The sequence below is a fragment of the Segatella hominis genome (assembly GCF_019249725.2).
In the GTDB taxonomy this organism is placed as follows: Bacteria; Bacteroidota; Bacteroidia; order Bacteroidales; family Bacteroidaceae; genus Prevotella.
Genome location: NZ_CP137559.1, coordinates 2,920,811 through 2,943,953, shown reverse-complemented (window position 1 = coordinate 2,943,953; position 23,143 = coordinate 2,920,811). Strand labels below are relative to the sequence as shown.

Here is a 23,143-nt window from a genome sequence, read left to right as displayed (position 1 = left end):
ATTTTTAGTTGGTTATTTGCAATATTTTAGTTACTTTTGTGCACAAGTTGAACTAATAATTAAAGCGATATGGCATTTACAGAAAAAGCAAATAAGATTTTCAATCAGGCTATTAACGATTATCACGTGAAAGATAACATTGATACTCCTATCAATAACCCTTTTGAAGAGGGTAGTATTGAGAACCGACTTTACTTGAAATGTTGGATAGATACCGTTCAGTGGCATTTCGAAGATATCATCCGCGATCCACAGATTGAACCTGCTGAAGCGCTGCTCTTGAAGCGCCGCATCGACAAGAGTAACCAGGATCGTACTGATCTCGTGGAACAAATCGACTCTTATTTCCGTGAAATCTATAAAGACGTGAAGGTACAGGATGATGCTCGCATCAATACGGAAAGTCCTGCATGGGCTGTTGACCGACTGAGTATCCTTGCCCTCAAAATCTATCACATGAAGGAGCAGGTGGAGCGCCCTGAGGCTTCTGCCGAGCATAAGGCTAAGTGCCAGGCTAAACTTGATGTACTCCTGGAGCAGCAGGTGGATTTGAGCACAGCTATCGACCAGCTTCTGGAAGATATCGAGGCTGGACGTAAGTACATGAAGGTGTATCGACAGATGAAGATGTACAACGACCCTTCTACAAACCCTGTACTTTACAACCAGAAATAGTCATTCTTTCAAAGACAACACAAATAAGCCTAACCGGAAAGAATATGAGATGAAAGTTTCTATGATGTTCTTTCTTCTCATATTCTTTCCTATACATTATTATATTATATATAGAAGTAAAAGAATGAAAACTGAGCATATCCTTGTCATCAGATTCTCAGCCATGGGAGATGTTGCCATGACTGTACCAGTAGTATATTCTTTGGCCAAACAATATCCTCACGTAAGAATCACCGTACTCAGTCGCCCCTTTGCCAGACCATTCTTCACAGATCTTGCACCAAACATAGGATTTATGGAGGCTGACATCAAAGGGGAATATAAAGGTATCAAAGGCTTGAATGCTCTCTACCGACGCCTCGTCGCTAAACAGTTTACGGCTATTGCCGACCTGCATAGTGTTCTCCGTTCGGATTACTTACGCATGAGATTCAATCTGGATAACTTTAAAGTTGCCCATATCGACAAGCATCGCAAGGGAAAGAGAAAACTCATAGCTGCCAACAACAAACAGTTTGTGCAGCAACCTACTTCTTTCCAAAACTATGCTGATGTCTTTGCACGCTTAGGTTATCCTGTAGATCTGGACTTCACTTCCATCTATGGAGAAGGAAAAGGGGATTTGACTTCTCTTCCTAAACAGATATTCACAGACCAGGAAGGAATTATCCACAAACCTGGGGAAAATGCGGCACCATGGATCGGTATCGCTCCTTTTGCTGCGCACAAGGGAAAGATTTATCCTACGGAAAAGATGGAAACAGTTATCCAGCAACTTATCCACAGTTATCCACAAGCCCGTTTATATCTTTTCGGAGGCGGAAAAGACGAAACTCCTATCATGAATGAGTGGGCTGGGAAATACCCACAAGTTATCAATGCTTCTGCACAACTCAGCGGTTTATCACAGGAACTCAACCTGATGAGCCACCTGGATGTCATGCTCAGCATGGATAGTGGAAATATGCACTTGGCTTCCTTGGTTCACACACCTGTAGTCAGCGTTTGGGGTGCTACACATCCTTATGCAGGCTTTATGGGATGGAATCAGAATATCCTCCATACCGTGCAAATCGACCTGCCTTGCCGTCCTTGCAGCATCTATGGCAACAAGCCTTGCATGAGAGGTGACTATGCCTGCTTGAACAATATTGAGCCAGAGATGATTGTAGAACGCATCAAAAAGTTGCTAAAGTAACTGATAAACTATAAAAATATATAGAGGATGTGCCATAAGTCACACACTCTACACCCTGTAAAGTCCCACAGATATTACAGAATTACACATGGTTTCAAATAGATCTGTGTAAATCAGTGAAATCTGTGGGACTATCTGTTTTTAGACTTCTCTCCGTTTTCCACAAATTCGTGGAAAAGTGTATGTATAACCATCTTAATAACTCTGTAATAACTTTGAGGAAATCCACACACACGGGTCTCGGACTTATGAAATGCGGATATCCACAGGGTTATTATTTAGTTTTTAGGAAGTTTTTCACGATTTTTGACCGAAAAAAGATATAAACTTATTAACTTTGCACCGAATTGGGGAAATGTTAATAAGTCATTTAAAACATTATGAGCCAACAAGAACGTAGGAGAATAAGTTTTTAATAAGTAGGGAAAAGACTTGGATAACTAAATATGCAAACTTTCTGAGCATTTTTTATCCACTTATCCACGGCATATCATAATCCCTATATTCTTTTCTTTTAAATTTAAAAATAGAAATATAATATTAATGTTATGGTGAAAAAAGAATGGATTGAAAAAGGATACGTTGACGAACCTGTTGACGAGACCTTGGATTTGAAAGCTGAAATCAGACAGCTTTGCAAAGAGAAGGATGCTATTATTCTGGCTCACTACTATACGGTGGGGGATATCCAGGATATCGCAGACTTTGTGGGCGACAGTTTGGCCTTGGCTCGCAAGGCTGCTGAAACGGATGCCAAGGTAATGGTGATGTGTGGTGTACACTTCATGGCTGAGACTTGCAAACTCCTGAGTCCTGACAAGACGGTTTTGTGTCCTGATCTGAATGCGGGTTGTTCACTTGCCGACAGCTGCAAGGCTGAGGATTTGAAAAAGTATAAGGAAGAGCATCCTGGATACAAGGTGGTAAGTTATGTGAATACGACTGCTGCCGTGAAAGCTCTGACCGATTGTGTGGTTACCAGCGGGAATGCCAAGAAGGTGATTGACAGCTTCCCACAGGACGAAAAAATCATCTTTGGACCAGATTATAACCTCGGCAACTATATCAACAGCGTGACGGGCAGAAATATGCTCCTCTGGAATGGTGGATGCCATGTGCATGAGAAATTCTCTGTTGAGGCCATCGTAAAGCTCAAGAAAGAGCATCCTGAGGCTGTGGTGATGGCTCACCTGGAGTGTAAGGCTCCGGTATTGGCTGTGGCTGATGTGAAGGGTTCTACGGCTACTATGCTCAATTATGCCAAGGAGCATCCTGAAATCAAGGAATATATCATCGCTACAGAGGCTGGTATTCTGCACGAACTGGAGCGCAACTGTCCGCAGGTAACATTCTATCCTGTTCCTCCTGAGGTAAGTGAAGGTGGAGTAGGGTGTAGCTGCAATGAGTGTGAATATATGAAGATGAATACACTCCAGAAGATTTATAACGCCTTGAAATATGGTTGGCCTACTGTAGAAGTGGAAGAAAATATTGCAAAAGAGGCTGTAAAGCCGATTGAGAAAATGCTTTCTTTATCATAAAATACGTGTAAATTCATATAGGATATTTGTAAAATTACAATAAAAAGGTGGATAAAAAGAGTAAAAAGGTGGTAAAAACTGTTTGAATTAGGTGTAAAATCAGATTTTGCCCTATAAAAATTGATATTTGCGACTGCTTACATGAAAAAGGCAGTATCTTTGCATCAGTTAAATCAAACAGACGTTGAGAAACGTTATCATCATCTTTTACTTATACAAAATATATTAGGAAAATTAAGCAAAAAAAATGAGCTCTCATCACTATGAGAGCTCATTTTTTTTTGCCGTTTCATTTTATTATCGTATCTTTGCAGCATCTTCTTCTATAGAAAGATAAAAATCAAATAATATAAACCATTAAAACGATTTTGTATGATGCGTACTAAATTTATCACTTCATTTATGTTGGCTCTTATATGCGGCTTGCCTTTGTCGGCAAAAGTATATACTATTACTTCACCCAACAAAAAACTGGTTGTCAATATCTCTGTGGATAAAGAGTTGAAATGGGATATCAAGAGTGGAAATTCCATTGTCATGCTCCCGTCTTCCATTGCCCTTCAAACGGACAAGGCGTGTTTGGGCAAAAACATGAAGGTAAGTAAGGCTTCTATATATAATAAGGTGGAAAATGTTGATAAGGCTGATGTTTGGGGAATCAAAGCGAATCGCCCTTATCAGGGGCTGAAACTTTCAGGCAATGGCTACGACGTAGAATTCCGGGTTTTCAATGATGCTGCTTCCTATCGTTTTGTCCCTAAAAAACTTATCAATAGAGTTATCAACGAAACTTCTGAATATCTTTTTGCTGGCAATCCTCAGACCTTTGTACCTTATGTGAATGATAATCGAGGAGGGGAGCGCTGGTGTTATTCCTTTGAATCTTATTATGACGAGGCACCTTTATCCAATATGTATCAGGATTCGCTTGCCATTACTCCATTGGCAGTTTGTTTGCCACAGGGAAAAAAGGCTGTAGTGATGGAAGCTGATGTGGAAAATTATCCAGGAATGTATCTTTTGAAGAAGAATACTGAGGGAAAATCGGCAAATGATGCAGAAAATGCTGGAGGATTGCAGGCTGCCTTTCCTCCTTATCCATTAAAAGAGGAGATAGGAGGTTATGCCCGTCTGAACTTGGTTCCTACTGAGCGTGCTCAGTATATCGCTGAAAAAGTGAATAAACTGCCTTGGCGTATTGTGCTTGTTACGGATGAGGATAAGCAACTGGTGGGTAATGATATTGCCAAAGTGCTCGGTCCTAAGTGCCGTATCAAGGATGCATCGTGGATAAAGCCGGGAAAAGTGGCTTGGGACTGGTGGAATAATACCAATATCACAGGTGTGGATTTCCGTGCTGGTATCAATACTGATACTTATAAGTACTTTGTGGATTTTGCTAAAAACAATCATCTGGAATATATCATCATCGATGAAGGATGGAGTGATCCTGAAGATTTGCTGATTTTTTCTGATAAGATGGATATGGCTGGCATCATCAATTATGCCAAGGAAAATGGAGTAGGTGTCATCCTCTGGTCTTCATGGCGTAATCTGGTACAGCGTGGACATGAGAAAATGGAGGAAATCATGAAGCATTATGGCGATATGGGCGTCAAGGGATTCAAGGTGGATTTCTTCGACCGGGATGATCAGAAAGCTATCAATTCCGTTTATGAAATCGCTGAATGTGCGGCAAAGCATCATCTTTTGCTCGACCTGCATGGTATGCGTCCTTTCGGTGTACAGTGTGCTTATCCTAACATTATCAACTTTGAGGGTGTAAAAGGTCTGGAAAACTCTAAGTGGGAGCCTCGTACTGCTGATGGTCCTCTGCATGATCAGCCTCGTTATGATGTGACGATTCCTTATCTTCGTGCACTTCCTGGTGCCTTCGATTATACTCCTGGTGCGATGGTGAATGCCGTCCGCTCTCAGTTCTTTGGCAATAATGATCATCCGATGAGTCAGGGTACGAGAGTTCATCAGATGGCGATGTACACCCTTTTTGATGCTCCATTGCAGATGCTTGCCGACAGTCCTACCAAGTATATGCAGAATCAGGAGTGTACAGACTTTATTGCGCAGATACCAACAGTTTATGATGAAGTTATTCCATTGTGTGGAAAACTCGGTGAATATGTGGCTGTGGCGAAGCGTAAAGGAAATAAATGGTATATTGCGGCGATGAACAATTGGCAGGAACGGGATATTATGATTGATTTGAGTCTTATTAAGAGTGCTGGTGATTTGGGTTTTGATCAAATTCCTGGATTCAAAGGTAAGGCCAATGTCTTCGCTGATGGTATCAATGCCGACCGTGAGGCTACTGATTATAAACATACTTATCAACAGATAAGTTCTGCCGATAAGCTTCAGATACATCTTGCTCCGGCTGGCGGTTGGACTGCTATTATAGAATAAACTGATATGAACTTATTGAAAAGATGTTTTATCTCTTATAGGAAAAGTCACCCTCCAGAAGTTCCTGCTATGCCCTTCAAGCGATCCCTCGGGGACCACGTGATGGGGAACCGGTGAACATGAGATGAGCAACCGTTGCTCACGAGGTGGGTAACAAGTGCCCAAACTAAGAACTATAATTTGGGTGTAGTTTCCTATATTTAGTTGACTACATAGTTCCTTATTCCTATTGTAAGTTGACAATTATTTTCTCTATTCCTAATTCTACTTGTCAATCTTCTATCTTATTCCTAGTTAGTATTTACATACTTCATTCTAGTTCCTAATAGAAGTAGACAAAGGACCCACCCCTAGGGGTGGATCGCGGTTTTTACAATTTTGCTGCAAAATTAATCATTTTTCCTGAACTGACAAGGATTTTATGTACTTTTCCCTATAACTTGTCCAATTTTTCTTTAAACTTCCCTTTTGTTTCGCAGCTTCCTTTGGTGTTAGCATCCCGATACTTCCATGAGGGCGTAACTCATTGTAAAAGTGTACTGCCCTTTCTAAAGCCTCTTCTACTTCCTGTAAAGAAGTAAAAGAAAGCCCCATGAATAACTCGTTCTTCAACGTGTTATTGACACGCTCTGCTACAGCATTATCCTTCGGATTGCCACATTCTGTCATGCTAGGTATGATACCGTATTCCCTTAGTAATTTGATGTATTCGTTACTAGCATATTGTACACCTCTATCGGAATGATGGATTGGTGTAATAATATCCTTATAACTTTCCATGCGCATTAAGGCCATGTTTAGGGCTTTCAAAGGGAACCTGGTGGAGAGTGACTCACCGACAGAATAGCCAATGATTTCTTTTGTGTAATAATCCGTAATCAAAGAAATGTAGCAGAAATGATAAGTGCCTTGTTCGGCATCATCCCAAATCTTCTGATATGTAATGTCGCTCACCCAAACTTCATTGGGTGATGATGGTATCAGTTCTTTTATCTTGTTGGGGTATGTGGGTAACCCATGACGAGAGTCCGTTGTACGAGGTTTTCGGTTGGAAGAACGCACTCCCAACTTGTACCTTGATATTATATCCTCGAAACGGCAATGTCCCATGGCGTTCTCTTCTCCAAACTCCTTGCAATACATCAGCCAGAGTTTACGACCGCCGATACCTGGATCTTGCTTTCTAATAGACTTAACATACTCTATTACAAACGATTCCTCTGCCAAGGCTGCAAGCATATTGTCTTCGTGCTGATAATACGCTTGACGAGTAAACCCAAACAGTTTACAGAGGCCAGAAACACTATAGTTTTTGTCCTCTGCACGAAGTTCCTTTACTGTTTGGGTCCAGATTTTTTTCGCACAGGAATCTTATAAAGACGCTCTGCAATATCAATCATCTTGTTATAGGCGGCAGCTGCCATCTTTGCCTCATGGAGTTCTTGCTCCATAGCTGCCAAGCGTTTCTTCAATTCAATGTTCTCCTGCGAGAGATTTTCTGGTGTTGCATTTTGCTTCATTTCTTCTACGATTTGTGGATTATTGGTTGCAAAGTTACCAAGAATTCTGTAAACTGAAGTACTGCTAATTGACATTTTTGCCATAATTTCTCTAACTGGTACATGATACTGATAATAACTGCGAGCTATGCTCAACGCTAAATCCATTTTGTCTTTGTCCATATTTGTTATTTTTAAGTTGATTTATACTGTGTCAACTTTTTCTAGGACAAGACAGGGCAATATTCTGTTATGTCAATTAGTTCGCCAAGGTGACTTTTCCTGATAGAAATCCTCGTATCTTTTAGCAACCTTGATATAGTCGTGATGCTTGCTGATGTATTCAATGCTTTGCCGCTTGAGCAAAGGAATGAGTTCTGGATGCAATACAAGATGTTCCAGTGCCTGATATACGCTTTCGTAATAGGGAAGCACATTGATAATAGGACGTAAATGTTCCTCGTGTATAATCTCGTAATTTTCAGGCTCACCACCACCGATGCAGATAATCCCCCTTGCCATGGCTTCCAGCGGATTCATACTTGGAGTATAACTGTAGAGCTGGTCGAGGATAGCATCGCTGCCATTCATCATTTCTACATATTCAGCAAATGGTACACCTTCCGCCACACGAAGTTCTACCTGATCGGGATATTTCTGAGCAATGGTCTGTGCAGCCTTGAGCATGATGTCTGTGCCTTTATATTCGCTTCTGCTTTTGCTGATACCGATGAATAGTTTTATCTTTTTAGGGATGTCATCAGAAATGTTGGAATATTGTGGATAAGTATGGATAGGAAAGGGGATAAATGTAGTTTTCTGTGGAAAACTTGGTTGATAACATGCCCAGTATTCATAGAGTCCAGTTACGATTCCATCACAATCTTCCGCTATCATCTTGTTGAGACGTTCCTTTTCCGTTCCAAGCCAGTCTTTTCTTTCTTTCAGCGCATCAGCATTGGTCCGTAATTCATCACCGATATTGAAGTCGCTGTATCTCAGAGGTTTATCTTTACAACATACATTTACCCAATAATAATCCATGCCAAATCCACCCAGTATTATCTTTTTATTATGTCGGCGTAAATAGCGGTAGATAGGGAAGATGCGTTCTGCTTTTAATTCTAAAAACATTGGATTGATGAGTTGTACAATGTCATATCCACGTAGTTTATGCACATTTGTTAATAACTTGGCCAAATAAAGCATTCCGCCAAGCTTTCCCGGCTTTCTTACCAGGTTGATATCTCGTGGATAATTTTTCCAAAAGTCACCGTTCGACAAAACGGTGACCTGATGCCCCAACTTGCGAAGTCCTTCGGCAAGCGTGGCATGAACATTGCTATATTCGCCTAAAAGTAGAATTTTCATTTTTTCGATCAACTAATCAGTTTTGTCTAAAATATTAAAAAAATGGGCACTTTTATTATGATAAGTAGAAAACTTGTTTATTTCTTAATGAAAAGTAAAAGGCCGATTCTTCCCAGGTAAGTACTGATAGCTTTTCTGAACATCGTATATTTCTTGGTATAATCCTTGTCAGGAAGCGGATATAGTCCATGTGATCTCAGCTGCTTGATACATTTATTTAAACTGATCAGAGAATGGTTCAGACGGATATTATTATACAGATAGTCCATCGTGAGTTGTGCAATACGGCGGTTTAGGGCCTGGCGCTCAGCTACAGGTATCTTGTCCAACAGTTGCTGAAGATGTAAAAGGACTTCCATGCTATTGTCCATACGCAGCTGAATTTTCTCCTTATGATATTGATGGCTTACCGAATTTTTGTTGTCTCTATAGAAATAAGCCTCAGTATTGATCTTGAAAATCCTTTCTGCACGCAAGAAGAGTTGAGGAGTAAATTCCTCATCTTCTCCATAAACGATACCTGGAGTAAACTGCAGGCTTCCAACGATACTGTGGCGGAAAATATACGACCATGCAGCACCATGGAGGTTGTTATTGTTAAGAAAATCTGTACCATTAACAGGTGTCGGTAATTCGTATGAAGGCTCTATATCTTTATTATTTTTGCAGTAATTGAATGTAACGATATCTGGCTGATGGTATCTCACGATATCCAGACAGTGCTCATAAGCTGCTTGGCGGATATAATCATCACCATCAATAAACTGGATATACTTGCCAGTAGCGATTTTCATACCATAGTTGCGTGCTACGCTTACGCCCTGGTTAGGTTGGCGCAGGTAGATGATATTTGGCAGATATTCCGCCAAATCATTCAAAGGACAGATATCGCTACCATCGTCAATGAGAATAATTTCTCTCTCTTTAGGATTCAGGGAGAGTTGTAGGATACTGTCGAGGCATTCCTTGATATAATCGATAGGCAGATTGTAAGTAGTAACGATGAAACTTACTATCGGTGCCTGTAAATTCTGTGTATAATTCTGTTGAGTCTGCATAAGTTATGATAACCTAATAAGTTTAATAATCTGAGTTTTAAATCTTTGATTTTCACCACTTTACCAAGTTTTTCAACATAGTGGATAATTGGTGGATTATCTTCATATTTGCCTGATAGCTCGTAGATATATAAGAGCATATTCAGTATTTGAACCATAAACTCTTGTATGGGATATTGGTATTTGATAATTAGATCTTTGTTGTCTGCTATTTTTTCAAATACATATAACAAAGTTCTATTATGTCCTTCGTATAAACACTGGAAATCGTAGCTTTTTGCTTTAGCTGTAATGCTGTTACTGTTCCAATAATATAAGTATTGTCCTTTATCGGTAATCCGAATAACAGGTTTTACGTATTCATTGTTATGGAAGGGAACTATTCCTATTAGTTTGGGTATAGTTAGGACATCCTCAAAAGTTTTTCCTTGGGGAAATAAAACTTTTTCAAATAAATTACGTTTAAAAACTTTGTTGCAAGCGTAGGTGTGCAAATATGTACGTTCTGCAAGCCAATAATCAATAGGATTTTGATATACTTTAGGTGCGAACGTGAGCAGATGCTCCTTATGTTTGTTTCCAACCCTTTCCAATATAGGATATTCGAGAATATCTACCTGTGGATAAGCTGCCAATTCATCCGTGATATGTTGAAGCGTGTTGGGAGCAATGGCATCATCACTATCAATAAAGGTGATATATTCACCCTTTGCTTGTCTTATTCCAAAATTTCGAGCATCACTCAAACCTCCATTTTTCTTATGAAAAACTTGTATTTTTTCATCTTTCTGTGCATATTCATTACAAAGTTTAGGGCAGTCATCAGGAGATTCATCATCTACGAGAATAATCTCATAGTCGGTGAATGATTGCTGTAAAACACTCTGTAAACATCTGTCCAGAGTATCTTGGGTTTTATAAACAGGTATGATGATACTCAACTTCATAGATGCAAAAATACAAATAATAATTGATATATAGATATTTTTCTGCAATTTTGTTTAAGTAAAAAAATAAAAAGAGTTATCTTTGCAGTCTAAAAACTTTTTAAGCAAGATAGAATGGAAATCAATAGTAATCAAACGGTCATCTCTGGAAAGTGGCTTGATGGAATATCATACGAAATAGCATTTTGGAATAATGTATATAGATGGTCTCATACATTTCGAGGAATGATGGGATGGGCTAACTATGATTCAAAGATAGAATTGGAAGGTTTTGATGCGAATGATTTTCTCTTGAATTTTGAGCAACCTAAAGTGTATGATGTGGGGTGCGGAATGAGTTATGCTATTGGCGATAAAATAGAGAAAAATGGTCAACTTATTCCATTAGACATACATTATGTTGATCCTCTTGCTTTTCATTTCAATCATATATTAAAGAAAAGTAAAAGACAATTACCGCAGATAGAGTTTGGTATGTCTGAATATCTTTCAGCGTTTATTCAGAATCATGATGCTTCATTGATTACCATACAGAATGCGCTGGATCATTCTTCAGCTCCTGTCAAGGGAATCATAGAGTCTTTGATTTCTTTGCGTGAGGGCGGTATTCTTTATCTGAATCATCATCCTAATGAAGCGGAAATGGAGAAATATAAAGGATTCCATCAGTATAATGTGGATGAACGTAATGGAGAACTCTATATTTGGAATAAAGATCATCATATCAATGTGACTGAGTTGTTGGATGGCTTTGCCTCTGTAGAGACGAAAAGAATGGATAATGGACATATTATTGCTATTATCAGAAAAAAAACTGGGCAAAATGAACTTCCTCTTCAATTACAAACTTATGTGGATGACAAGAAAGATAAAGGAGAACTTTGTCAAGTTCTCCTGCAGTTCCAATATAATAATACTTCCTTGCTTAAGAGCATAAGAAATAGTATCAGTTTTAGAATATTTGATACAATTCAGTTTTTTGCCCAAATGCTTCCTTGGAGTTTAAAAATGAAAGTAAAGCATTTGATTAAACAAGCTTAGAGGAAATGATGGAAGATAATTCGTAGGATAGTTCCGATTTGTCCGGATTTTACAGACTCTACAAATCCCATACCTGTGCATTGAGATAATCCGACGAACATCATGATAAATAGTATTTTCCCTTTGGTGGGTTTGATATATTTATCGCAAGTACTTAGTATCTTATTGCTTATGTAATAGGCTTTTTTAGGGAATATTGATAGAAGTTCTTCTTCTTTGAGAGTAAAGAAAATGATATAAGAACTGATGGCTGCATATGTGAATGTGCGTGCATAATCAATGGAAAGTACTGTAAACATAGGTGCCAGATAGATCATACTAAATGCTAAAAGAAGCAATAGGTGTGGGCGTTGATGTCTAACTTTTGCATCTTGACTATATATAGCTGTAGCATTGACACAAAAGTAAATCATACAACTCATCACAATTATATTGACTAAAAAAGAAGGTGTAGAGGATGCTCCATTTAGAAAGTTGATATGTAAATGGAAAAGCATGACATCTGTACTTTTATCCAACAGAAAGCTCATAACACCGGGTTCTTCTAAGAAGCCTTTAGTTGACATCCATATAGCATCATAGACATGTTGTCCTCCAGAATAGAGACATGTCATAAAAAATGTAATGTATGATGGAATCCAAGAACTGATGGATTTTAACCAGTTTTTGGATTTTAAGTGAGTGAGTAATACTGCAAAAGGTATTCCGAAGAAAATAAATGGTTCATAACATAGGATGGTCAAGGCAAAAAGAATATTACCAATGATAAGCCATTTCCATAGCTTTATCTTCTTCCAAAGAAGCATTACTGCCCAAAAAATGACTATGATGATGAAGTCTCTTCTGTAATACTCAAAACCATTTGCACCAAATCCACCTAATAGAAATGTGATAGAGAGAAGTCCTATATTATATTGTCTCTTATGGAATTGGTACAACATATATATGGTGACAACTCCATAAGATATAAATGATAAACTGATGGCTACTGTATATGGATTTACGTTTTTATGATAGCAGTATAGTAAAAATTCACCAAGTAGTCCTCGTCGTACAAAACCTCCTTGATAATTGATAAACAAATCTGCAAAGCAAGTACTATGTAAATATTCCTTATTGAATAAGGAGATACCTATATTTATGACTAAAAACATGGCATAAATAGTACACCATGTTTTTAGAATTTTATTGCTATTCAAAAGTTTGTTTAGATTACTCATTTTAATTTGAATAATGTAAGTTTATTTTTTTTGTCTTTTTTAGAAATAGAATATCTGTCAAGTAGAATGTCTTTGATATGGCTGTGCTCATAATCATAAGCGATAATCCATTTGACATCCCCTTTAGCATAACAATCTCTTACTTTGGAACGTAAGGACATTCCGTTATCTATAGCCCAATCTTGGCATATCCAATATGGATAATAAGGGCGGATATTTTGGGTGGCAAATACATATGGCAATCCATTATAGATAATAAAGGAATCTTCTTTAGGAATGTCATTTATCATGTCTATTTGATATTGTGCATCTTTTCTCATTTCTCTGGCAATAGATTCGTAGTACAGAGTTGTTCGTATATAATTACTTGTTCCTATGAGGATAACTATACTTATCATGTATATACCGGCAAGGTACTGTTTCTTTTTGTCTGTTTTATATAGTGTGGATAACTCAATGAAAGCTACAAACAGAATAGGTAAAAATGAAATAGTATAATTCGCATTTGCATAGCTCTTGATAATCCAACCTATAGTACAGATTGCTATAAATCCCCAAATATAAGCTGTTTTTTTTCTTGCATTACAGATGATAGCTATAATGGCTGATAATAAAACTGATAGAATGGATATATTGTAGAAGATAAAATATATGAGAGGGAAATGTGTTTCTGTTATTGCAAATGGTTGAGAGTGCATAGCATACTCTATATTATACAGAAATGTGGCATACCACATGTCTGATAATGCGTTATGTATGTTGAAGTAAATAATAAAAGGAAGTGCAAAAGTACAACATCCTGCAATAAAGGCTATGCTATTTTTTATTAAGTTATTCCATTTTTTATGATAAACTAATATGCTAACTATAGCAAGAATACTTGCGCAAATGGCTACGGCATTTGTTAGGCGAGAAAGTAGGCATGATGCAAAGAATAAACCATAAATAAAAGTGTACTTCCATGGATGCTCTATTATACCGTCTTGATATTTTCTGCTCCAGTTATAAACCAGAAATATGGAAATGACAGAAAGTAATAGATTACTATCTCCTACCTGGTCTCCACCACTATTGATGATTATATGGCTTGCGATGAAAAACAAGGTATATATAAATGATGTTTTTTTAGAACAATATTTGCTTAATAAAAAGTAGCTGCACCATGAAACTAATGTGAAATTGATAGATTCCAAAAGAACTACTCCAATATCACTCTTAGTTATAAGGTAGCCTAACATATTGAAGAAAAAAATAAAAGGTCCTTTACTGTCCCATGCTGTTACATATGGGAGTTTTCCTTCTGCCCAATTTCTGCCAATTACATAAAATATATCTTGGTCGTAAGCAAATACCCGATAATTTGTATGTGCATAAAATGAACAAGCAAATATCACTATAAATGATATAATTGCCAATAAAGCCCATGGACTTAATTTTATAATTTTATTCATATTTTCCAGTAATTGATGGTATATATTTATAAATGAAATAAGTGATAAGAGTAGTTATTATACAAACACAAGAAAAAGCCAGCAAGATATAGAGATAATTCCCGCCATAGTTTAATCCTATGTAATGTAAGAGTTTACTGGTTATTAATGGTATTCCTCCACAAAGGAAATAATATACAATGGAATGCCTTCCTATCCAACTGAGCCACTTGATGGGCGGTAAAGTTTGGAATAATTGTATAGTCATTAGACTAAAGATCATGCTATCAATGAGAAAGATAGGATAATTAGTGATATGAATATGCCATATCAACATATCCATTTGGATGTGGTATTCATATATTTTTATACCTATTAATAATAGGAATAATAATAATGTATATGGCATCTTGTTGATGGTATTAAAAATGGATTCATATTGATGGTAAAGATATCCTATATAAAGGAAGAGTAATGCTTGTAGGGCATTGTCTAATTGCCAAAAATAAGTTTGATTTTTAGAGGATAAGTAAATTGATAGGCCGAAACCGAGGACTCCCATTATTGCTAATGGCATATTTTTTCCCTTGCTTATCCATATTCCTATTAAAAATATCAATTCTGCTATGATCAAAGCTGCAATAAACCATGAGGCTTGCCCCATCAGTATGTTTTTTCCCATTTCTATAAAATCAATTCCTTTACTATGGATGATATTCTTTGGAATATACATAGCTGTGGTAAAGACGATGTATGGAATGAAAAGAGTTCTAAAGATGGAATGCAATTTATGCTTTATATTGAAAGTTGCCTTATACATGAGATATCCAGACAAAATGAAAAATACAATGAGTACGTTGGCTACATATAGATTGTAGTCAATGACGTTTTCTCCTGTATAGTATATTTCTGTATGATCCAGTAAAATAGCGAGCATACAGAATCCTCTTAAATTGTCTATCCAAACTTTTCTCTGCATGATTATCTTATGATTGCTATTTTGCAAACCGTACCTTTGCTTCCATCGCTCGTTGCCGTTTCTAACATATAGATGCCACTTGCTACCATCTTGCCCTTCAGGTCTCTTCCATCCCATTGGTAGATTCCACCATTGCTTGTGCCTTTATTGACAAGTACTCCATTAGAGGTGACGATTTTAATGTCTGCTTTATTCGACAATCCTATTATGGTTATAACTCCTGTATAATCAGGTTTAACAGGATTTGGATATGCCCAAACATTATCTTTGTTCATCTCTTCATTGATGGAATTTACATCGCTTTGATAGGAACACAGACCAAGGTTTGTACCAAAATAGACTTCTCCACTTTCCGTATTAATGGCAATGGATTCAATGTCGTCTGATAATAAGGGACTATTGGAACGAGTAAAGTGCTGTAACTGTTGTATGTTGTCATCACTGATAAGATATACACCATTACCGCTTGTTCCAAACCATTTTCTATTGGCTTTGTCAATTGCTATACATGTAATATCAACCCCACTTAACAAGTAGTCTGCATAGTTAGTTCCATCATTACGAGGTACTTTTACTTGTGTAAAAACAGGTGAATCTTGCGTAATCTGCGAAACTTCAAGCATTAAAGGACCTGCTGAAGTACCAACCCAAATATTGTTTTTATTGTCTTCTGCAATAGCTCTTACGTAACCGACAGATACTTCTGTTCCATCTTGATTCGTGAATTTTTTGTAACATTTTGCAGCATCTGTAGATGGTTGATAACAATATAGGTATGGAAAATCCCAATGATTGTTTCCAAACCAAAGAAGACGACGGCTGTCTTCTATGATATTGTTTACATTTTCAAGAGACTTATTCTCAGAATACATAAATTCAGATTTATGATGAGATACCCATTCTTTGTCTTTTGTATAGGCAAATAACGAAGTAGAGGGACTAATACTGTTAAATCCCCAAAGATTACCATCCTTGTCGTATTTTAATGCGGTGACAATGACATAATCTTTATTGTTATTTCCTACAGTACTGGCAGTTTGCAATACATTGTTTGTATTATCATTGGTATAGTTTTTTAAGAAAATTCCATCTTGGAATTCATAAATACCAGTTCTTCCACTTACGAATACATGGTTTGGATCTAATGGGTCAATGTCTAAATTATCTGTATCTATATATCTATAACCAGTTTTTGTGCTTAAATTATCTTCGTAGATTTGCCAGGTATCATTTTTTAATACCTGTGCGCATCCTGGTCTTGAAAATTCTATATAAGAGAAACCACCTCCGCATGTATATAATTGATTATTAGTAAAGCGCATGCAGCCAAAGTAATTATACTTTGGTCCTCCAGGATTCAACGTGCTAACTAACTGTTTCAGTTCGCTCTTATCTTCTTCAACCTTTGCGCTGTAACCTCCTTCCTTATTCCACTTATTTTTATCCGATAAGTTATCTGAAAGTAAAGCCGTGTATTTACCATTAGTTTGACTATAAGCATAAATCTTATTGCCATTAATTTCGCACCAGTCAACTTTAAATCCAAGATTGTAAGTATCACTAATTTCTGTTTTGCTAACATTAAGTTTTACTATACCAAATCCAGTACTAAGGTACGCATAGTTGCCGTATGTGTAAATGTCATTGACCGTCTTGTTTTCGGATGTGAAAGTATTGTAATAATCAGAGAGATTAGTAACCTCATAATTATTGATGTTCATGAGGTCAATATTTCCATTAGAATAAATAATAACAAGCCGCTTGGTACTCTTATTGTAAGCGATATGAGAAATATTGCAATCGCTGAGATAATCTATTTTACTGAATGTTTGGATGCTCTGGTCATTCTTATTATAGACATAGAGACCATTGGAAGCCTGTACAAATACAAGATTTCCTGCTTGTTCTATTTCCTGCACATCATGATAAGCCATATAGGCTTTCCAGTCTCCAATGGCTGCTTGAGAATGGAATGCTACTACCTGAACTATCAGGAATAGGATGATTGTCAATATCTTTTTGTTCATATCTGATGAATGCTATGTTTATATGTTTTGATCTAAATGTATATAATATAATAGTTTATATATATTAAACCAAAAAATGCTGGGTTTATTGCCTGTAAGCTTAGCTTTTATTGGTAGGCTGAGCAGCGGATATAGTTTTTGGCAGGCAGAATAAAGGTGCATTTTTTTTATTTTTCTTGCATAATCAAGTATTTTGGAGTAACCTTTCAGTTCGTTTCTGAACTGAAAGAGTGTTCGGCAAGCTTCTTCTGTCTTGTTGATAAACTGATAGTTGGTTTCATATTCGTCCAGCAATATAGGATTGTCTATGTGGCTGATATGATAACCTTTAGAAGAGAGACTTTTGCCTAACAAGACATCCTCATATCCGTAATACTTGAAATTTTCATCAAAAGGGCATTCTTGAATAACGGTCTTGGAGATGAGAAAGTTAGTAGTACGGAATTCCTTATCTCTATTCTTTATTCTATGGAGATAATCATGGTCTTTTTCACATGCCTTTTCATATTGGTATCTCAGATTGTTGACCAAAGTTTGTGGATTTCCTCCAATCTTCAATCCTCCAACAATTATCTTTCCTTCGGCTAAAGAGTATTTTTTAACGAAATCTGTATTGTCAATATGTAAATCGCTATCAATAAACAGTAACCATTCGTATTTGGCTTCTTTTGCTAAAAAATTACGGATAGCTGATCTGCCTACGTTTTTCTCTCTTTCGATATAGCGACAGTTCTCTATCTCATTGATTTTGCGATTGGCTGTTATGGTAGATAAATCTGTACTTCCATCATCTGCTACCAGTATCTCGTACTCGAAGTCTGACAATAACGCAGCTTGAGCCTGCAAGGTTTTTACAAGCTCAAAGCATACATTATTATATGTAGGGATTAATATCGAAAGCGAGTTGATCATTTCTGTTTTTTCAGATACTCTGCCAATTTTGCCACGGCTCTTGCTCTATGGCTGATACCATTCTTGATTTCTTCGCCCAATTCAGCAAAACTCTTGTCGTAGCCTTCTGGTACGAAGATAGGGTCGTAACCGAAACCTTCTGTGCCATGCTTCTCGGTGGCGATTCGACCATTTACAATACCCTCAAACTGGTGTACTTTCTTGATGCTGGTGCAACCACAAGGACATACATCCTGTTTCTCAATATAACAGATAACCGTGCGGAAACGGGCCTGACGATTCTCCTTGCCAGCCAGTTCTCTCAACAACTTGGCCATATTTGCCTCGCTGTCGTGATCTGTACCTTCTGCATATCTGGCACTATGTACACCAGGGGCACCATCAAGAGCTTCTACTTCCAAGCCGGTATCATCAGCAAAACAACTGATATGGTAGTGGTCGTAGATATATTGTGCCTTTTGTAAAGCATTCTCTTCCAATGTGTTACCAGTCTCAGGAATATCTACATCGCATCCTATTTCCTTCAAGGATACTACCTCATAGTCGCTGCCCAGGATGTCGCGAATCTCCTGGAGCTTATGCTGATTATTTGTTGCAAATACTATCTTCATAATTTTTATTTTCTCAAATGGATATTAATAACTTGATATCAAATCTATATTGAAGACTCTACATTCAAGCAGTTATTTCAACTGCTTGATGTCTTTATCTTTGATTTTCACTTTCATTTCATCGAATCCCTCGCCATATACACCGATGACGGCACTCTGACTGACAAAGGCATTCGGATCGATGATTTTCACGATACGGAAGATGGTGACGCTCTCGTTCTTTTTAGCCAAGATACAGAGCACTTTCATCTCATCACCCGTGTACCAGCCGTGACCATCAAGAATCGTCACACCATGATCCATCTGCATACCGATGGCGTTGGCTATCTCCTGATATTTCTTGCTGAATATCATGAATTGTACACTCTCTCGCTTGGCATTCATCACATAGTCGAGCACCAGGTTCTCTATTACCATCGTACAGAGACCGAATACTACCTTTCTTACTGCATCAATCGTAGTGAAATCTGGTTTGGCATTGAAGACGAAGAAGGAACTGCCCACGATGAGGAGATCCACAAAGATGAGCACTCGTCCCAGCGAGATGTTGTGATATTTGTTGACGATGGCAGCGATGATGTCCGTTCCACCCGTACTACCATTATGCAGGAAGACGACGGCGAGTGATAATCCTGTAAACAGACAGCCGATGATGAGCGACATGAAATCCTGTCCCTCTCCCAGTACCTGTACCATCTTTCCATTTTCACCAATCATCCAGTCTTGCGCCAAAGCCAGGAATACCGATAGCATGATGATGGCATAGATCGTTTTCACCATGAATTTGAATCCTAATATTTTCAGAGCTGCAAGCAGCAAGGCGGCATTGATGAGAAAATACGACAAATAGATAGGTATCCCCGTGCCATAGTAGATGACAGCAGCAATACCCGTTACGCCACCTGTTACTATCTGGTATGGAAGCAAGAATATCGTCCATCCAAAGGTGTAAATCAAGAGGCCTAAAGTAATGTAGAAGTAGTCTTTGACCTCATTCTTTATTGTTTGACTGATTGCTATTTGCATATTATTCTAACTTTTTAATATTATATTTCCTGCATAAAAATGCACAAAACGGAAAAGATGAAAAAATAACGTGAGGTTTTAGGAAAAACTTAGGGAGTCTTTCTTTATTTCCTCACGTCATTCTTTAAAACATATCGGGAGATTTTCTGGTGATCCTTCCCGATGTGTTTTATTATTTCTATAGAGGAATTTATCAATCCCTATCTATATTATTATTTTTTCAATACGACGTTGACAATCTTCTTCGGTACGATGATTACCTTCAGCACGTTGAATCCTTCCAAGTACTTCTGGCTCTTCTCGTCTGCCAATACCTGTTTCTGGATTTCCTCGTTAGGAGTATCCACAGGGAATGTCATCTGGAAGCGAGCCTTACCATTGAAGGAAATGGTGAGCTGCATATCGTTCTCCTTCAGATACTGCTCATCATACTTTGGCCATGCTGCATCGCAAACGCTGCCCTGCTCGCCAAGTGCTGCCCACAACTCTTCTGCGATGTGTGGAGCGAATGGAGCGATGAGGATGACGAGATCTGTCAGGAGTTCCTTGTTGTGGCACTTCTGCTGACCGAGTTCGTTCACGGCAATCATGAAGGCTGAGATAGAAGTATTGTAAGAGAACTTCTCGATATCCTCGCTTACCTTCTTGATGAGCTTGTGAACGCTCTTCAGGCTCTCTGGCTTAGCTGCCTCGTCGCATGGCAGGAAGTTGTCAGTACGGTTCTCGTAGAACAAGCCCCAGAACTTCTTCAGGAAGCGGTGGCAACCGTCGATACCATTGGTATCCCAAGGTTTACTTGCCTCTACAGGACCTAAGAACATTTCGTAGAGACGCAGGGTATCAGCACCATACTTCTCGACGATCATATCTGGATTTACCACGTTGAACATACTCTTAGACATCTTCTCAATAGCCCATCCACAGATGTACTTGCCATCCTCCAGGATGAATTCTGCGTTCTGATACTCAGGGCGCCAAGCCTTGAATGCTTCGATATCCAATACATCGTTGCTTACGATGTTTACATCTACGTGGATAGGAGTTACGTCGTAATCTTTCTTCAGATTCAAGCTTACGAATACAGGAGCCTTATCGTGGTCATCGCTGTTGATGCGATAAACGAAGTTAGAGCGACCTTGAATCATACCCTGGTTCACCAACTTCTGGAATGGCTCTTCCTTGCAGCTTACGCCGAGGTCGAAGAGGAACTTGTTCCAGAAACGAGAGTAAATCAAGTGACCGGTAGCATGCTCGCAACCACCTACGTAGAGGTCCACGTTCTGCCAGTACTCATCAGCCTCCTTGCCTACGAGTGCCTCGTCGTTGTGAGGATCCATGTAGCGCAGGTAGTAAGCAGATGAACCTGCGAAACCTGGCATGGTGTTGAGCTCCAGTGGGAATACGGTCTTATTATCTATGAGACTCTTGTCAACCACCTCTTTCTTCTCTGCATCCCAAGCCCACTTCTTAGCGCGACCCAATGGTGGCTCACCCGTCTCTGTTGGCTTATAGGTCTCAATCTCAGGCAATTCGAGTGGCAGGCACTCCTCTGGAACCATCTGTGGCATTTTTTCCTTGTAATATACAGGGAATGGCTCGCCCCAGTAGCGCTGGCGAGAGAAGATAGCGTCACGGAGACGATAGTTTACCTTTACTCGGCCGATGCCCTTCTCGGTAACAAACTTCTTGGTAGCTGCGATAGCCTCCTTCACGGTGAGTCCGTTCAGAGAGAAGCCATCCATGCTGCTCTTGCCTGCTACAGGTGAGTTGGTTACGATACCTTCCTTGGCATCGAAGCTCTCCTCTGAAACATCAGCACCCTCGATAAGAGGAATGATAGGCAGGTTGAAGTGCTTGGCAAAGGCGTAGTCACGGCTATCGTGAGCAGGTACAGCCATGATGGCACCTGTACCATATCCTGCCAATACATATTCTGAAATCCATACTGGGATTGCCTCGCCGGTGAATGGATTAATGGCGTAGCTTCCTGAGAATACGCCGGTTACGCTGTGGTTAGCCATACGGTCCAACTCTGTACGCTTCTTTACATAGTCGAGATATTTCTCCACTTCTTCCTTCTGCTCGGCAGTAGTTACCTGCTGAACATATTCGCTCTCTGGAGCCAGAACCATGAAGGTAACACCAAACATGGTATCGGCACGGGTAGTGAAGATGGTGAACTTCACGTCGCTGTCCTTTACAGAGAATACTACCTCTGTACCCTCAGAACGGCCAATCCAGTTCTTCTGGGTTTCCTTGATACTGTCGCTCCACTGGATGGTCTCCAAACCGTCGAGCAGACGCTGAGAGTAAGCAGATGTTCTCAAGCACCACTGCTGCATCTTCTTCTGGATGACAGGATAACCGCCACGCTCACTTACGCCGTTTACTACCTCGTCGTTGGCAAGTACAGTACCCAGACCTGGACACCAGTTTACCATAGTTTCGCCGAGGTAAGCGATGCGGTAGTTCATCAGAATCTGCTGCTTCTTCACGTCGTCGTAGCTGTTCCACTCCTCAGCTGTGAAGTCAATCTGCTCGTTCTGAGCCACGTTCAAGCCCTCTGAACCTTTTTCCTCGAAACGCTTGATGAGCTTCTCGATAGGTTGAGCTTTCTGACAGCCGTTGCAGAAGAAAGAGTTGAACATCTTCTGGAAAGCCCACTGAGTCCAATGGTAATACTTTGGATCGCAGGTGCGAACCTCGCGGTCCCAGTCGAAAGAGAAGCCAATCTTGTCGAGCTGTTCGCGGTAGCGGTTGATGTTGGCTACGGTAGTTACCTCTGGGTGCTGACCTGTCTGGATAGCGTACTGCTCAGCAGGCAAACCATAAGCATCGTAACCCATAGGGTTCAACACGTTATAGCCATTAAGACGCTTGTAGCGAGCGTAGATGTCGCTGGCGATATAGCCAAGTGGGTGACCTACGTGCAAACCTGCTCCTGATGGATAAGGGAACATGTTGAGCACATAGAATTTCTTCTTGTTTTCATCCTCTGTCACCTTATAGGTCTTGTTCTCGACCCATTTCTGGTGCCATTTCTTCTCGATTTCTCTGAAGTTGTATTCCATTGTTGTTATCTTATTTATTTTGTTTCTTATTCTTAAATATAATAAGGTATAACCCCATTCAAGGTGCAAAAGTACATTTATTTTAGCATATTACAAAATAAATCGTCATTTAT

Annotated in this window: 18 protein-coding genes; 5 read left to right on the top strand and 13 right to left on the bottom strand. The window is 38.9% G+C overall.

The window, feature by feature from the left end; genetic code table 11:
* Positions 1-69 precede the first annotated feature (69 nt).
* The 4 genes from KUA50_RS11890 to KUA50_RS11875 all read left to right on the top strand — a co-directional run bounded on the left by KUA50_RS11890 (position 70) and on the right by KUA50_RS11875 (position 5,838).
* A complete protein-coding gene (locus tag KUA50_RS11890) occupies positions 70-675 on the top strand; it encodes a DUF4254 domain-containing protein (RefSeq protein WP_218458100.1) in 606 nt (201 codons plus the stop codon).
* A 124-nt stretch (positions 676-799) separates the two neighbouring features.
* On the top strand, positions 800-1,873 hold the full coding sequence (locus tag KUA50_RS11885; RefSeq protein ID WP_022109714.1) for a glycosyltransferase family 9 protein: 1,074 nt from the start codon (positions 800-802) through the stop codon (positions 1,871-1,873).
* Positions 1,874-2,421: 548 nt separating this feature from the next.
* On the top strand, positions 2,422-3,414 hold the full coding sequence (nadA, locus tag KUA50_RS11880) for a quinolinate synthase NadA (protein WP_022109713.1): 993 nt from the start codon (positions 2,422-2,424) through the stop codon (positions 3,412-3,414).
* A 375-nt stretch (positions 3,415-3,789) separates the two neighbouring features.
* A complete protein-coding gene (locus tag KUA50_RS11875) occupies positions 3,790-5,838 on the top strand; it encodes a glycoside hydrolase family 97 protein (protein WP_218458118.1) in 2,049 nt (682 codons plus the stop codon).
* A gap of 393 nt (positions 5,839-6,231) precedes the next feature.
* Here the strand turns inward: KUA50_RS11875 and KUA50_RS11870 are convergent, their stop codons facing one another.
* The 5 genes from KUA50_RS11870 to KUA50_RS11850 form a co-directional block, all read right to left on the bottom strand.
* Positions 6,232-7,122, bottom strand: a complete 891-nt coding sequence (locus KUA50_RS11870) for an IS3 family transposase (protein WP_233524585.1) — start codon at positions 7,120-7,122, stop codon at positions 6,232-6,234.
* A 50-nt stretch (positions 7,123-7,172) separates the two neighbouring features.
* Positions 7,173-7,520 (bottom strand): hypothetical protein, encoded by a 348-nt coding sequence (locus KUA50_RS11865; RefSeq protein WP_218458243.1) that lies wholly within the window; start codon positions 7,518-7,520, stop codon positions 7,173-7,175.
* A 72-nt stretch (positions 7,521-7,592) separates the two neighbouring features.
* A complete protein-coding gene (locus KUA50_RS11860) occupies positions 7,593-8,708 on the bottom strand; it encodes a glycosyltransferase family 1 protein (RefSeq protein WP_218457486.1) in 1,116 nt (371 codons plus the stop codon).
* 77 nt (positions 8,709-8,785) lie between these two features.
* Positions 8,786-9,766, bottom strand: a complete 981-nt coding sequence (locus KUA50_RS11855) for a glycosyltransferase (protein ID WP_218457487.1) — start codon at positions 9,764-9,766, stop codon at positions 8,786-8,788.
* Positions 9,721-10,761: a glycosyltransferase family 2 protein gene (locus KUA50_RS11850; RefSeq protein WP_318346033.1), complete on the bottom strand. Its 1,041-nt coding sequence runs from the start codon at positions 10,759-10,761 to the stop codon at positions 9,721-9,723. Before KUA50_RS11850 ends, KUA50_RS11855 begins: the two co-directional genes overlap by 46 nt.
* Before the next feature lie 66 nt (positions 10,762-10,827).
* On the opposite strand from KUA50_RS11850, the gene KUA50_RS11845 reads away from it, so the two are divergent.
* Complete coding sequence (locus KUA50_RS11845) at positions 10,828-11,754, top strand: hypothetical protein (RefSeq protein WP_218457489.1); 927 nt, start codon at positions 10,828-10,830, stop codon at positions 11,752-11,754.
* Here the strand turns inward: KUA50_RS11845 and KUA50_RS11840 are convergent.
* From KUA50_RS11840 to leuS, 8 genes are all read right to left on the bottom strand, one after another.
* Entirely contained in the window at positions 11,751-12,974 is a 1,224-nt protein-coding gene (locus tag KUA50_RS11840; protein WP_218457490.1) for a hypothetical protein, read from the bottom strand. The genes KUA50_RS11845 and KUA50_RS11840 overlap by 4 nt on opposite strands.
* Positions 12,971-14,425 (bottom strand): glycosyltransferase family 39 protein, encoded by a 1,455-nt coding sequence (locus KUA50_RS11835; protein WP_218457491.1) that lies wholly within the window; start codon positions 14,423-14,425, stop codon positions 12,971-12,973. Before KUA50_RS11835 ends, KUA50_RS11840 begins: the two co-directional genes overlap by 4 nt.
* Complete coding sequence (locus KUA50_RS11830) at positions 14,418-15,383, bottom strand: acyltransferase family protein (protein WP_256624315.1); 966 nt, start codon at positions 15,381-15,383, stop codon at positions 14,418-14,420. Before KUA50_RS11830 ends, KUA50_RS11835 begins: the two co-directional genes overlap by 8 nt.
* A 2-nt stretch (positions 15,384-15,385) precedes the next feature.
* Positions 15,386-17,410, bottom strand: coding sequence for a two-component regulator propeller domain-containing protein (locus KUA50_RS11825; RefSeq protein ID WP_218457493.1), 2,025 nt, complete (start codon positions 17,408-17,410; stop codon positions 15,386-15,388).
* Between the two features lie 18 nt (positions 17,411-17,428).
* Positions 17,429-18,322: a glycosyltransferase family 2 protein gene (locus KUA50_RS11820; RefSeq protein ID WP_218457494.1), complete on the bottom strand. Its 894-nt coding sequence runs from the start codon at positions 18,320-18,322 to the stop codon at positions 17,429-17,431.
* The gene (locus KUA50_RS11815) at positions 18,319-18,933 is read right to left on the bottom strand and encodes a non-canonical purine NTP diphosphatase (RefSeq protein WP_218457495.1); all 615 of its coding nucleotides are present in this window, start codon (positions 18,931-18,933) and stop codon (positions 18,319-18,321) included. Before KUA50_RS11815 ends, KUA50_RS11820 begins: the two co-directional genes overlap by 4 nt.
* Before the next feature lie 72 nt (positions 18,934-19,005).
* Entirely contained in the window at positions 19,006-19,959 is a 954-nt protein-coding gene (locus tag KUA50_RS11810; RefSeq protein WP_022111211.1) for a YitT family protein, read from the bottom strand.
* Between the two features lie 212 nt (positions 19,960-20,171).
* The gene (gene leuS / locus KUA50_RS11805; protein ID WP_218457496.1) at positions 20,172-23,030 is read right to left on the bottom strand and encodes a leucine--tRNA ligase; all 2,859 of its coding nucleotides are present in this window, start codon (positions 23,028-23,030) and stop codon (positions 20,172-20,174) included.
* Positions 23,031-23,143 lie beyond the last annotated feature (113 nt).

Bases quoted from the DNA above. Each gene is read 5' to 3' on its own strand.
- KUA50_RS11890 (WP_218458100.1), top strand. From the start codon at position 70: ATGGCATTTACAGAAAAAGCAAATAAGATTTTCAATCAGGCTATTAAC.
- KUA50_RS11885 (WP_022109714.1), top strand. From the start codon at position 800: ATGAAAACTGAGCATATCCTTGTCATCAGATTCTCAGCCATGGGAGAT.
- nadA (WP_022109713.1), top strand. From the start codon at position 2,422: ATGGTGAAAAAAGAATGGATTGAAAAAGGATACGTTGACGAACCTGTT.
- KUA50_RS11875 (WP_218458118.1), top strand. From the start codon at position 3,790: ATGCGTACTAAATTTATCACTTCATTTATGTTGGCTCTTATATGCGGC.
- KUA50_RS11865 (WP_218458243.1), bottom strand. From the start codon at position 7,520: ATGGACAAAGACAAAATGGATTTAGCGTTGAGCATAGCTCGCAGTTAT.
- KUA50_RS11860 (WP_218457486.1), bottom strand. From the start codon at position 8,708: ATGAAAATTCTACTTTTAGGCGAATATAGCAATGTTCATGCCACGCTT.
- KUA50_RS11855 (WP_218457487.1), bottom strand. From the start codon at position 9,766: ATGCAGACTCAACAGAATTATACACAGAATTTACAGGCACCGATAGTA.
- KUA50_RS11845 (WP_218457489.1), top strand. From the start codon at position 10,828: ATGGAAATCAATAGTAATCAAACGGTCATCTCTGGAAAGTGGCTTGAT.
- KUA50_RS11840 (WP_218457490.1), bottom strand. From the start codon at position 12,974: ATGAGTAATCTAAACAAACTTTTGAATAGCAATAAAATTCTAAAAACA.
- KUA50_RS11835 (WP_218457491.1), bottom strand. From the start codon at position 14,425: ATGAATAAAATTATAAAATTAAGTCCATGGGCTTTATTGGCAATTATA.
- KUA50_RS11830 (WP_256624315.1), bottom strand. From the start codon at position 15,383: ATGCAGAGAAAAGTTTGGATAGACAATTTAAGAGGATTCTGTATGCTC.
- KUA50_RS11825 (WP_218457493.1), bottom strand. From the start codon at position 17,410: ATGAACAAAAAGATATTGACAATCATCCTATTCCTGATAGTTCAGGTA.
- KUA50_RS11820 (WP_218457494.1), bottom strand. From the start codon at position 18,322: ATGATCAACTCGCTTTCGATATTAATCCCTACATATAATAATGTATGC.
- KUA50_RS11815 (WP_218457495.1), bottom strand. From the start codon at position 18,933: ATGAAGATAGTATTTGCAACAAATAATCAGCATAAGCTCCAGGAGATT.
- KUA50_RS11810 (WP_022111211.1), bottom strand. From the start codon at position 19,959: ATGCAAATAGCAATCAGTCAAACAATAAAGAATGAGGTCAAAGACTAC.
- leuS (WP_218457496.1), bottom strand. From the start codon at position 23,030: ATGGAATACAACTTCAGAGAAATCGAGAAGAAATGGCACCAGAAATGG.